Source organism: Pseudomonas sp. Pseusp21 (assembly GCF_059492145.1).
Window position 1 is genome coordinate 4,613,536 of sequence record NZ_CP168520.1, and the last position, 12,496, is coordinate 4,626,031.

Here is a 12,496-nt window from a genome sequence, read left to right on the forward strand (position 1 = left end):
GGAGCACTTATGAGCAAGAAATATTTTGGTACCGACGGGATTCGTGGTCGCGTCGGGGAATACCCGATCACTCCGGACTTCATGCTCAAGCTCGGCTGGGCTGCCGGTATGGCCTTTCGCAAGATGGGGGCCTGCAAGGTACTGGTCGGCAAGGACACGCGAATTTCCGGCTACATGTTTGAATCGGCCCTTGAGGCTGGTCTGACATCTGCGGGCGCCGATGTAATGCTGCTCGGTCCGATGCCGACTCCGGCCATCGCCTACCTGTCGCGTACATTCCAGGCTGAGGCCGGAATCGTGATCAGTGCATCGCACAATCCGCATGACGATAACGGCATCAAGTTTTTCTCCGGCAAAGGCACCAAGCTGCCCGATGAGCTGGAACTGATGATCGAGGAATTGCTAGATACGCCAATGACTGTTGTAGAGTCGAGCAAGATTGGCAAGGTGTCGCGAATCAATGATGCGTCCGGTCGCTATATCGAGTTTTGCAAGAGCTCTGTGCCGACCGGCACCAGTTTTTCCGGACTGAAGATTGTCATCGACTGCGCGCACGGAGCTACCTACAAGGTCGCGCCGAGCGTATTCCGTGAGCTGGGTGCCGAAGTTGTGGTTCTGTCCGCGCAGCCCAATGGTCTGAATATCAACGACAACTGTGGCTCCACGCACATGGGGCAATTGCAGGCGGCGGTGTTGTCCGAGCATGCGGATCTGGGTATCGCCTTCGACGGTGATGGTGATCGGGTGCTGATGGTCGACCACACCGGGGCGATAGTCGATGGTGACGAGCTGATTTTCATCATCGCGCGCGATCTGCATGAGCGAGGCAAATTGCAGGGCGGTGTGGTCGGTACGCTGATGAGCAATCTGGGCCTGGAGTTGGCTCTGGCGGATCTGGGTATTCCTTTTGTGCGTGCAAATGTCGGCGACCGCTATGTGATTGCTGAATTGCTGGAGCGCGATTGGCTGGTCGGAGGCGAGAACTCCGGACATGTCGTTTGCTTCAACCACACGACGACTGGCGATGCGATCATTGCGGCGTTGCAGGTGCTGATGGCATTGAAAACACGCAACGAAGGTCTGGCGCAAACTCGTCAGGCCCTGCGTAAGTGTCCTCAAGTGCTGATCAACGTGCGCTTCGGCGGTGGCGACAGCCCGCTGGAGCACCCGGCTGTCAAGGAGGCGAGCGCACGCGTAACCCAGGCTATGGCGGGGCGCGGGCGTGTGCTTTTGCGCAAGTCCGGGACAGAGCCTCTGGTGCGTGTGATGGTCGAAGGCGAGGACGAAATCCAGGTTCGTGGCTATGCCGAAGAACTGGCAAAACTGGTAACTGAAGTTTCTGCCTGATTCGGCTTGCCAGCCATGATTGTGTTGGGTAACATCTGCGCCCACTTTGACCGACGAGGTACAGCATGCGTCGCCCTATGGTAGCTGGTAACTGGAAGATGCACGGTACCCGCGCCAGCGTCGCTGAGCTGATCAACGGCCTTCGTCATCTGGCCTTGCCAAGCGGTGTTGATGTCGCGGTATTCCCGCCTTGCTTGTATATCAATCAAGTGATTGATGGCTTGAAAGGCAAATCGATTTCGGTCGGTGCACAGAATTCTGCGGTGGAGTCCATGCAAGGTGCATTGACGGGCGAGATTGCGCCGAGTCAGTTGGTGGATGCAGGTTGTTCCCTGGTGCTTGTCGGGCACTCCGAACGCCGCCAGATCATGGGTGAGCGAGACGGAATGCTGAATCGCAAGTTCGCAGCGGCACAGGCATGTGGCTTGATTCCGGTGTTGTGTGTAGGGGAGACCCTGGAGCAGCGCGAAGCCGGAAAGACTCTTGAGGTTGTCGGGCGTCAGCTGGGCAGTATCATCGAGGAGCTGGGTGTCGGTGCTTTTGCCAACGCAGTGATCGCTTACGAGCCGGTCTGGGCGATTGGTACCGGGCTGACTGCAACGCCGCAACAGGCTCAGGATGTGCATAAAGCCATTCGCGAGCAGTTGGCGGCAGAGAATTCTGAAGTGGCACGAGGTGTGCGGCTTCTATACGGCGGCAGCGTGAAGGCGGCCAATGCGGTCGAACTGTTCGGCATGCCGGATATCGATGGGGGGCTCATTGGTGGAGCTTCCCTGAATGCAGATGAGTTCGGTGCGATTTGTCGCGCCGCGGGAAACTGAAAAAATGCTGGAAACAGTCGTAGTCGTTTTTCATCTGCTGGGTGCATTGGGCGTAGTTGCTCTGGTTTTGCTGCAGCAGGGTAAAGGTGCGGACGCTGGCGCGTCTTTCGGAGCAGGTGCTTCAAATACTGTGTTCGGAAGCCAAGGTTCCTCTACCTTTCTTAGTAAGTTTACTGCTATACTTGCCGCCGGTTTCTTCATAACCAGCTTGGGGTTAGGATACTTTGCTAAAGAGAAGGCTCATCAGCTGACTCAAGCAGGTTTGCCAAACCCGGCAGTGTTGGAAGTTCCAAAGCAACAGCCGGCTTCTGATGATGTCCCGGTGCTTCAAGAGCAAAAGTCGGCTACTCCAGCGACTGACGTACCTCCAGCTCAAGAGCAGAAGTAAGAAGGGTTTCAAACGTAGTATTGCCGAGGTGGTGGAATTGGTAGACACGCAACCTTGAGGTGGTTGTGCCCATAGGGTGTAGGGGTTCGAGTCCCCTTCTCGGTACCAATTAGTCAGGAGAGCCCGCTGTTGCGGGCTTTCTTGCAGGTGGAAGGTTACATTGACCCTAAAAGGGATCGGTCGTATACTTCCGCCCCAGCTTTGTCGCGGGGTGGAGCAGTCTGGTAGCTCGTCGGGCTCATAACCCGAAGGTCGTCGGTTCAAATCCGGCCCCCGCAACCAGTTTAAGGAGCCCCTTTTAAGGGGCTTTTTGTTAGCTGGACACTTTCAACGCCGCTGTTCGACGGCGTTTCAAGGATGGGCGTTTCGCCCATTTTTTTATTTTGCATAGCATGCACATACATGCACGAGGGGGTTCAGGTGTCGAGCAAGCTAGAAGAGTTGCAGGCCTTGCTGGCCCCGGTGGTCGTGGCCCTAGGCTATGAATGCTGGGGTATTGAGTTTTCGGCTCAAGGTCGCCACTCAATGTTGCGCGTTTATATCGATAAGGAAGGCGGCGTACTGGTGGACGATTGTGCCATCGTCAGCCGTCAGATTAGCGGTGTGCTGGATGTTGAAGATCCGATCTCCGTTGAATACACCCTTGAAGTTTCCTCGCCAGGCATGGAACGCCCACTGTTCACTCTTGAGCAGTTTGCCAAATATGTCGGTGAACAAGTGAAGATCAAGCTGCGCTCGCCTTTTGAAGGTCGACGCAACTTTCAGGGCCTTCTGCGCGGTGTAGAAGAGCAGGACGTCGTGGTGCAGGTAGATGACCATGAGTTCCTGTTGCCGATCGATATGATCGACAAGGCCAACATTATTCCCAGTTTTGACTGAGACGCGGATCCCGCGGATCCAATGGCTTGCGAAAGGCGAGGCGTACGATGAGCAAAGAAGTACTGCTGGTTGTTGAGTCGGTATCCAATGAAAAGGGTGTACCGGCAAGCGTGATTTTTGAAGCGCTGGAGCTGGCTCTGGCCACTGCTACCAAAAAGCGTTTTGAAGACGAAGTTGATCTGCGTGTGGAAATCAATCGCCACACCGGTTCTTACGAAACTTTCCGTCGCTGGACGGTCGTCGAAGAGAATGATCTCGATGATCCGGCCATCGAAACCTGGCCTAGCAAGGTTGCTGAAACGCATCCTGGCGCCAAGGTTGGCGACGTCGTTGAAGAAAAGATCGAGTCCATCGAGTTCGGCCGCATCGCTGCGCAGACCGCCAAGCAGGTCATCGTGCAGAAAGTGCGCGAAGCCGAGCGCGCTCAAGTGGTTGACGCTTATCGCGAGCGCCTGGGAGAAATCATCTCCGGCACCGTGAAGAAAGTGACCCGCGACAACGTGATCGTCGACCTGGGTAATAACGCTGAAGCGTTGCTGGCCCGTGAAGACATCATCTCTCGCGAAACCTTCCGTGTTGGCGTGCGTCTGCGTGCGCTGCTCAAGGAAATCCGCACCGAGAACCGCGGCCCTCAGCTGATCCTGTCGCGTACCGCGCCGGAAATGCTGATCGAGCTGTTCCGTATCGAAGTGCCGGAAATCGCTGAAGGTCTGATCGAAGTCATGGCCGCTTCCCGTGATCCGGGTTCGCGCGCCAAGATCGCTGTCCGCTCCAAGGACAAACGCATCGACCCGCAAGGCGCGTGCATCGGTATGCGCGGTTCGCGCGTCCAGGCCGTGTCGGGCGAGTTGGGTGGCGAGCGTGTCGATATCGTCCTGTGGGACGACAACCCGGCACAGTTCGTGATCAATGCCATGTCGCCGGCAGAAGTGGCGGCCATCATCGTTGACGAAGATGCCCATGCCATGGACATCGCCGTTGGCGCAGACAATCTGGCTCAGGCCATCGGTCGTGGTGGTCAGAACGTGCGTCTGGCGAGCCAGCTGACTGGCTGGACCCTGAACGTGATGACCGAATCGGACATCCAGGCTAAGCAACAAGCGGAAACCGGCGACATCCTGCGCAACTTCATCGACGAGCTGGAAGTCGACGAAGAACTGGCTCAGGTGCTGGTAGACGAAGGCTTCACCAGCCTGGAAGAGATTGCCTACGTACCGTTGGAAGAAATGCTCAACATCGACGGCTTTGACGAAGACATCGTCAACGAGCTTCGCGCTCGTGCCAAGGATCGCTTGTTGACCAAAGCCATCGCTACTGAGGAAAAGCTGGCAGACGCCCATCCGGCCGAAGACCTGCTCTCGCTTGAGGGTATGGACAAGGATTTGGCGATGGAACTGGCGGTGCGCGGCGTAATTACCCGCGAAGACCTGGCCGAGCAGTCTATTGACGATCTGCTCGACATCGACGGCATTGACGATGATCGTGCCGGCAAGTTGATCATGGCCGCCCGAGCCCACTGGTTCGAGTAATTAGGCGCGGCCTGAGGAGAGAAGTGCATGACGCAAGTCACGGTGAAACAACTGGCCGATGAGGTCAAAACACCGGTAGAGCGCCTGTTGCAGCAGATGCGTGAGGCAGGTCTGCCGCACACCGCCGCCGAAGAAAATGTGACTGACAGTGAGAAGCAATCCCTGCTGACCCACTTGAAAAGCAGCCACAAGGCGAAAGTGGAAGAACCACGCAAGATCACGCTGCAGCGTAAAACCACCAGCACCCTGCGTGTGGCTGGCAGCAAAAGCATCAGCGTTGAAGTCCGCAAGAAGAAAGTTTTCGTACAGCGTAGCCCGGAAGAAATCGAAGCCGAGCGCAAGCGTGAACTGGATGAACGTCGCGCAGTAGAAAATGCTGCCCGTCAGAAGGCTGAAGAAGAAGCCCGCGTTCGCGCCGAAGAAGAAGCGCGTCGCCAGCCTGCTGCGCCGTCCGCTCCTGCCGAAGCCGTCGCTGCCCCTGCGCCAGTGGCCGAACCAGTGCGCGAAGCTGCGCCGGTTGTGGCTGCTGCGCCAGCTTCCGACACTCGCAAGCGTGACGAACAGCGCCGTCCGGACAAACCACGTGCTGACGACAACAACCGTCGTGGCGGTGGTGATGGCGAGCGCAAAAACGCTCCGCATCGCGCATCGGTCAAGGAAAAGGCTCCGGCTCCACGTGTGGCGCCACGCACTACCGACGAAGAGAGCGATGGCTTCCGTCGCGGCGGTCGCGGCAAGGCCAAGCTGAAGAAACGCAACGCCCACGGTTTCCAGAGCCCGACCGGCCCTGTCGTGCGTGAAGTGAAGATCGGCGAAACCATCACTGTTGGCGATCTCGCCCAGCAGATGTCGGTCAAGGCTGCCGAAATCATCAAATTCATGTTCAAGCTGGGCACCCCGGCCACCATCAACCAGGTACTGGATCAGGAAACTGCCCAACTGGTCGCAGAAGAACTGGGCCACAAAGTGACCCTGGTCAGCGACACCGCCCTGGAAGATTCCCTGGCCGAGTCCCTGAAGTTCGAAGGTGAAGCGGTTCCTCGTGCGCCGGTCGTGACCGTAATGGGCCACGTTGACCACGGTAAGACCTCGCTGCTCGACTACATCCGTCGTGCCAAGGTAGCTGCTGGCGAAGCCGGCGGTATCACCCAGCACATCGGTGCATACCACGTTGAAACCGAACGCGGCATGGTCACCTTCCTCGACACCCCTGGTCACGCCGCGTTTACCGCCATGCGTGCCCGTGGTGCCAAGGCGACCGACATCGTGATCCTGGTGGTTGCGGCGGACGACGGCGTGATGCCACAAACCATCGAAGCCGTTCAGCACGCTGTTGCTGCCGGCGTTCCGCTGGTGGTTGCGGTGAACAAGATCGACAAGCCGGGTGCTGATCTCGATCGCATCCGCAGCGAACTGTCGGCTCACGGCGTGACCTCTGAAGACTGGGGTGGTGACACTCCATTCGTTCCGGTCTCCGCGAAGATGGGTACCGGCGTCGACGAGCTGCTTGAAGCTGTATTGCTGCAGGCTGAAGTTCTCGAGCTGACCGCCACTCCTTCGGCTCCTGGCCGCGGTGTCGTGGTTGAATCGCGTCTCGACAAGGGCCGTGGCCCGGTGGCGACCGTTCTGGTTCAGGACGGTACGCTGCGTCAAGGCGACATGGTGCTGGTCGGCTCGAACTATGGCCGCGTGCGCGCCATGCTCGACGAGAACGGCAAGCCGATCAAGGAAGCGGGTCCGGCCATTCCGGTCGAGATCCTCGGCCTGGACGGTACGCCTGACGCCGGCGACGAAATGAGCGTGGTTGCCGACGAGAAGAAAGCCCGTGAAGTGGCTCTGTTCCGTCAAGGCAAGTTCCGCGAAGTCAAACTGGCTCGCGCTCACGCCGGCAAGCTGGAAAACATCTTCGAAAGCATGGGCCAGGAAGAGAAGAAGACGCTCAACATCGTCCTCAAATCCGACGTCCGTGGTTCGCTGGAAGCCTTGCAGGGCGCTCTGAACGGCCTGGGCAACGACGAAGTGCAAGTGCGCGTGGTCGGTGGCGGTGTCGGTGGTATCACCGAATCCGACGCCAACCTGGCACTGGCTTCCAACGCTGTACTGTTCGGCTTCAACGTGCGTGCCGATGCCGGCGCCCGGAAGATCGTCGAGCAGGAAGGTCTGGACATGCGTTACTACAACGTGATCTACGACATCATCGAAGACGTCAAGAAAGCCCTGACCGGTATGCTTGGCAGCGACGTTCGCGAGAACATCCTCGGTGTGGCCGAAGTCCGTGACGTGTTCCGTTCGCCGAAGTTTGGCGCGATCGCTGGTTGCATGGTGATCGAAGGTGTTGTGCACCGTAACCGTCCGATCCGTGTACTGCGTGAAGATATCGTGATCTTCGAAGGCGAGCTGGAATCCCTGCGCCGCTTCAAGGATGACGCTTCCGAAGTACGTGCCGGCATGGAATGCGGTATCGGCGTGAAGAGCTACAACGACGTCAAAGTCGGCGACAAGATCGAAGTCTTCGAGAAGGTTCAGGTTGCTCGCAGCCTCTGACTCGCGCACTTCAAGGGCCACGTCGGGCCGCCGGATGCAAGTGCGCAGCACGGCGTCAGGACTCTAAACGCAACGCCCGGTCTGGCTTTTGTCAGGCCGGGCGTTTGCCGCTTTCAGACCTTGCGGGTTTCACCGCAGGGCAGTAACAGGTAACAAATCATGGCAAAAGAATACAGCCGTACCCAACGTATCGGCGATCAGATGCAGCGTGAGCTGGCCCAGCTGATCCGTCGTGAAGTCAAAGACCCGCGCGTCGGCCTGGTCACCATTACCGCTGTGGAAGTCAGCCGTGACGTCGGTCACGCGAAGATCTTCATCACCGTGATGGGGCAGGACAACGCCGAAGACATCGCGCAAAGCATCAAGGTGCTCAACGCTGCCGCCGGTTTCCTGCGCATGCAGCTGGCCCGCGAAATGAAGCTACGCAGCGTGCCGCAATTGCACTTCCACTACGACGAAAGCGTCGTGCGGGGTGCGCACCTGTCGGCCCTGATCGAGCGCGCCGTGGCTGAGGACAATCAGCACGTGGCTGCGGCAGAACCCGAAGACACCAAGGAGTAACTCGGTGGCTCAGGTCAAACGTATCCGTCGTAACGTCAGCGGCATCATCCTGCTCGACAAGCCGCTGGGGTTCACCTCCAACGCCGCGTTGCAGAAGGTTCGCTGGTTGCTCAACGCCGAGAAGGCCGGTCACACCGGCAGTCTCGACCCACTGGCCACCGGCGTTCTGCCGCTGTGCTTTGGCGAGGCGACCAAGTTCTCGCAGTACCTGCTTGATTCCGACAAGGGTTACGAAACCCTGGCGCAACTGGGCAAGACCACCACCACGGCGGACGCCGAGGGTGAGGTTTTGCAGGAGCGTCCGGTGACCGTTGGTCAGGCCGACATTGAAGCGGTTCTGCCGAAATTTCGCGGGCAAATCAGTCAGATACCGCCGATGTACTCCGCTCTCAAGCGTGATGGCCAGCCGCTGTACAAGTTGGCCCGTGCAGGCGAAGTAGTGGAGCGCGAACCGCGTTCTGTTACTATTGCGCGCTTGGAATTGCTGGCCTTCGAAGGCGATACTGCGCGACTCGCGGTGGATTGCAGCAAGGGCACCTATATTCGCACCCTGGTGGAGGATATCGGTGAGCAACTCGGTTGTGGTGCGTACGTCGCTGAATTGCGCCGTACCCAGGCCGGGCCATTCACCCTGGCGCAGACCGTGACCCTCGAAGAGCTGGAAGCGGTACATGCCGAAGGCGGCAACGAAGCGGTCGACCGCTTCCTGATGCCATCGGACAGCGGCCTGCAGGATTGGCCGTTGCTTCAGTTCTCGGAAGCGAGCGCGTTCTACTGGCTCAACGGCCAGCCGGTACGTGCCCCGGATGCTCCGAAGTTCGGCATGGTGCGGGTACAGGATCACAACGGTCGCTTCATCGGTATCGGTGAAGTGAGCGAAGACGGGCGCATCGCGCCGCGTCGACTGATTCGGTCAGAATGACCGGAAACCGGTCTGTGTAACAGCAGGCCGGCGAGTGTGGCTGTCAACAGGCACGGTCACTACTCATTTATAGATACAGGGATTTGTCCCTGGCCTGTTGAAACCGTTTTTGAAACGGTTTCCTGATAAAAGGATTGCCTCATGGCTCTCGACGTTCAAGAAAAAGCTCAAATCGTTGCCGACTACCAGCAAGCTGTTGGTGACACTGGTTCGCCAGAAGTGCAAGTTGCACTGCTGACCGCCAACATCAACAAACTGCAAGGTCACTTCAAGGCCAACGGTAAAGACCACCACTCCCGTCGTGGTCTGATCCGCATGGTTAACCAGCGTCGCAAGCTGCTGGACTACCTGAAAGGCAAGGACGTGAGCCGTTACAGCGCTCTGATCGCTCGCCTGGGTCTGCGTCGCTAATCAGCGATTGCGCTATGAGGTTGGTTGTCTGTCAGACGTCAGCGGGTTTCCGCCGGCGTCCGGCAGGCTCCCAGCCTCAAGTTTTATCTGGATACACGTTTTACCCTGGACAGGCGTCGGGCCGATTCCCGGCATTGCCCAAGAATTTCGCAAGAAACCAGTTCCCCCAAGAGCCACAAAGAAGGTAGGACACCGTGAACCCGGTAATCAAAAAATTCCAGTTCGGTCAGTCGACCGTTACCCTCGAGACTGGCCGTATCGCCCGTCAGGCCTCCGGCGCAGTATTGGTCACCGTTGACGACGACGTCAGCGTATTGGTGACCGTAGTCGGTGCCAAGCAAGCCGATCCGGGCAAGGGCTTCTTCCCTCTGTCCGTTCACTACCAGGAAAAGACCTACGCTGCCGGTAAGATCCCTGGCGGTTTCTTCAAGCGTGAAGGCCGTCCTTCCGAGAAAGAAACCCTGACTTCCCGACTGATCGACCGTCCGATCCGTCCACTGTTCCCTGAAGGTTTCATGAACGAAGTGCAGGTTGTCTGCACCGTCGTTTCCACCAGCAAGAAGACCGATCCGGACATCGCTGCGATGATCGGTACCTCGGCTGCCCTGGCGATCTCCGGCATTCCGTTCGACGGCCCGATCGGCGCCGCTCGCGTTGCTTTCCACGAAAGCACCGGCTACCTGCTGAACCCGACCTACGAGCAGCAGGCTGCCTCGAGCCTGGACATGGTCGTTGCCGGTACTTCGGACGCCGTACTGATGGTTGAATCGGAAGCCAAAGAGCTGACCGAAGACCAGATGCTGGGCGCAGTACTGTTTGCTCACGACGAGTTCCAGGTCGTGATCAACGCCGTTAAGGAACTGGCTGCCGAAGCCGCCAAGCCAACCTGGACCTGGGCACCTGCTCCAGAAGCCACCGAGCTGCTGGCCGCTATCCGTTCCGAGTTCGGCGAAGCGATCTCCCAGGCTTACACCATCACCATCAAGGCCGACCGTTACGCGCGTCTGGGCGAGCTGCGTGACCAGGTTGTGGCCAAGCTGTCCGGTGAAGAAGGCCAGCCTTCGGCTGCCGACGTCAAAGCCGCTTTTGGTGAAATCGAATACCGCACCGTTCGCGAAAACATCGTTAACGGCAAGCCACGTATCGACGGTCGCGACACCCGCACCGTACGTCCGCTGAACATCGAAGTCGGCGTTCTGCCGAAGACTCACGGTTCGGCACTGTTCACCCGTGGCGAAACCCAGGCTCTGGTCGTCGCGACGCTGGGCACCGCCCGTGACGCGCAACTGCTGGACACCCTGGAAGGCGAGAAAAAAGACCCGTTCATGCTGCACTACAACTTCCCTCCGTTCTCGGTGGGCGAGTGTGGTCGCATGGGTGGCGCCGGTCGTCGCGAAATCGGTCACGGCCGTCTGGCCCGTCGCTCGGTTTCGGCCATGCTGCCTGCCGCTGACGTGTTCCCGTACACCATCCGTGTGGTATCGGAAATCACCGAATCCAACGGTTCGAGCTCGATGGCTTCCGTTTGCGGCGCTTCCCTGGCCCTGATGGACGCTGGTGTCCCGATGAAGGCACCGGTTGCCGGTATCGCCATGGGTCTGGTTAAAGAAGGCGAGAAGTTCGCCGTCCTGACCGACATCCTGGGTGACGAAGACCACCTGGGCGACATGGACTTCAAAGTAGCCGGTACCGCCAAAGGTGTGACCGCGCTGCAGATGGACATCAAGATCAAGGGCATCACCGAAGAGATCATGGAAATCGCTCTGGGCCAAGCCCTGGAAGCGCGCCTGAACATCCTCGGCCAGATGAACCAGATCATCGGCCAGTCGCGTACCGAACTGTCGGCCAACGCTCCGACCATGATCGCTATGAAGATCGACACCGACAAGATCCGTGACGTTATCGGTAAGGGTGGCGCGACCATCCGTGCGATCTGCGAAGAGACCAAGGCTTCGATCGACATCGAAGACGACGGCTCGATCAAGATCTTCGGCGAAACCAAGGAAGCGGCTGAAGCAGCTCGTCAGCGCGTTCTGGGTATCACCGCAGAGGCCGAGATCGGCAAGATCTACGTCGGCAAGGTTGAGCGCATCGTCGACTTCGGCGCATTCGTCAACATCCTGCCGGGCAAGGACGGTCTGGTTCACATCTCGATGCTGAGCGACGCTCGCGTAGAGAAAGTGACCGACATCCTGAAAGAAGGCCAGGAAGTGGAAGTACTGGTACTGGACGTGGACAACCGCGGCCGTATCAAGCTGTCCATCAAAGACGTGGCAGCTGCCAAGGCTTCGGGCGTTTAATCACCCCGCAGTCCTAGCGCAATGAAAATGCCCCGCCGTGAAAACGGCGGGGCATTTTTTTGTCCATGAAATATCGAGTCATTCGGCGAAGTTGCCGACCTGCAAGACCAGTGCTAGGTTTAGCCCACCGCCCGTGTAGCTCAGCCGGTAGAGCAGCGCACTCGTAACGCGAAGGTCGCAGGTTCGATTCCTGTCTCGGGCACCACCTCTCCCTAATCCTTTTGAACCGGCATTTATGTTCCACAGGTCAACTTTTTGTGGGAGAGATGTAAAGAGCCGTGTAATTCGCCATGCAAACGTCCTATATTCGGTGCCTGCATGAGCATCGCCCAGCAGTTTTCAGATGATCCCGAATGGTTCCGAAGGCCGGACAGTCCGCGTCAGAGAGATCCTTGATGATCCAGATCCATCCTCCATTCCTATGATCAGCGAGAACGCCATGACCGAATTAACTCAAGAGCAACGTCACGAAGAAGCGCTTAGAAAATACATCCTGGATGTTCCGGATCTGAAGGAAGAGATCAAGGACCTGAGTCCCGATGATCAGAAAGACCAGATCCAGTGGGCGTTCGAAGATGAAGCCGAAGCCCAGGGCCTGCAGCCGTGGGAACTGACCCTCAAGTACACCAGCACACCTGAGGAGTTCGAGGCCAAGCGCCTGGAGCTGCACAAGGAAGCGGCCGAGGTGTTGGGCGTCGAGTGGGAAGAGTACTGCGAGATGAACAATCTCGTCGTTTGACGAGAGCTGCCAGCTACAAGCCGCAAGCTACAAGTAAAAGCACAACCGCTTTGGC

The 12,496-nt window shown here is 58.2% G+C and carries 11 protein-coding genes and 3 tRNA genes; all 14 read left to right on the top strand.

Annotated elements, in window-relative coordinates:
• The first annotated feature begins 9 nt into the window (after positions 1–9).
• Entirely contained in the window at positions 10–1,347 is a 1,338-nt protein-coding gene (gene glmM / locus ACEN93_RS20830) for a phosphoglucosamine mutase (RefSeq protein WP_039769173.1), read from the top strand.
• A 65-nt stretch (positions 1,348–1,412) separates the two neighbouring features.
• Positions 1,413–2,168 carry a triose-phosphate isomerase gene (gene tpiA / locus ACEN93_RS20835; protein ID WP_007953744.1) on the top strand — a complete coding sequence of 252 codons (756 nt, stop codon included), beginning with the start codon at positions 1,413–1,415 and terminating at the stop codon, positions 2,166–2,168.
• A 4-nt stretch (positions 2,169–2,172) separates the two neighbouring features.
• Complete coding sequence (gene secG / locus ACEN93_RS20840) at positions 2,173–2,556, top strand: preprotein translocase subunit SecG (RefSeq protein ID WP_011332406.1); 384 nt, start codon at positions 2,173–2,175, stop codon at positions 2,554–2,556.
• Positions 2,557–2,578: 22 nt separating this feature from the next.
• Positions 2,579–2,664 (top strand) — tRNA-Leu (locus ACEN93_RS20845).
• A 97-nt stretch (positions 2,665–2,761) separates the two neighbouring features.
• Positions 2,762–2,838: transfer RNA gene (locus ACEN93_RS20850), tRNA-Met, on the top strand.
• Between the two features lie 138 nt (positions 2,839–2,976).
• Positions 2,977–3,435, top strand: a complete 459-nt coding sequence (gene rimP / locus ACEN93_RS20855) for a ribosome maturation factor RimP (RefSeq protein WP_039769696.1) — start codon at positions 2,977–2,979, stop codon at positions 3,433–3,435.
• A 47-nt stretch (positions 3,436–3,482) separates the two neighbouring features.
• The gene (gene nusA / locus ACEN93_RS20860) at positions 3,483–4,964 is read left to right on the top strand and encodes a transcription termination factor NusA (RefSeq protein ID WP_003221546.1); all 1,482 of its coding nucleotides are present in this window, start codon (positions 3,483–3,485) and stop codon (positions 4,962–4,964) included.
• A 27-nt stretch (positions 4,965–4,991) separates the two neighbouring features.
• Positions 4,992–7,508, top strand: a complete 2,517-nt coding sequence (infB, locus tag ACEN93_RS20865) for a translation initiation factor IF-2 (RefSeq protein ID WP_074691904.1) — start codon at positions 4,992–4,994, stop codon at positions 7,506–7,508.
• 159 nt (positions 7,509–7,667) lie between these two features.
• Positions 7,668–8,069, top strand: a complete 402-nt coding sequence (gene rbfA / locus ACEN93_RS20870; protein ID WP_007953741.1) for a 30S ribosome-binding factor RbfA — start codon at positions 7,668–7,670, stop codon at positions 8,067–8,069.
• A gap of 4 nt (positions 8,070–8,073) precedes the next feature.
• Positions 8,074–8,991, top strand: a complete 918-nt coding sequence (gene truB, locus ACEN93_RS20875; protein WP_007953739.1) for a tRNA pseudouridine(55) synthase TruB — start codon at positions 8,074–8,076, stop codon at positions 8,989–8,991.
• Between the two features lie 141 nt (positions 8,992–9,132).
• Entirely contained in the window at positions 9,133–9,402 is a 270-nt protein-coding gene (rpsO, locus tag ACEN93_RS20880; RefSeq protein ID WP_011332409.1) for a 30S ribosomal protein S15, read from the top strand.
• Positions 9,403–9,596: 194 nt separating this feature from the next.
• Positions 9,597–11,702 carry a polyribonucleotide nucleotidyltransferase gene (gene pnp, locus ACEN93_RS20885; RefSeq protein WP_011332410.1) on the top strand — a complete coding sequence of 702 codons (2,106 nt, stop codon included), beginning with the start codon at positions 9,597–9,599 and terminating at the stop codon, positions 11,700–11,702.
• Positions 11,703–11,831: 129 nt separating this feature from the next.
• Positions 11,832–11,907 (top strand) — tRNA-Thr (locus ACEN93_RS20890).
• Between the two features lie 234 nt (positions 11,908–12,141).
• A complete protein-coding gene (locus tag ACEN93_RS20895; protein WP_039769697.1) occupies positions 12,142–12,441 on the top strand; it encodes a DUF6388 family protein in 300 nt (99 codons plus the stop codon).
• The last annotated feature ends 55 nt before the right edge of the window (positions 12,442–12,496 follow it).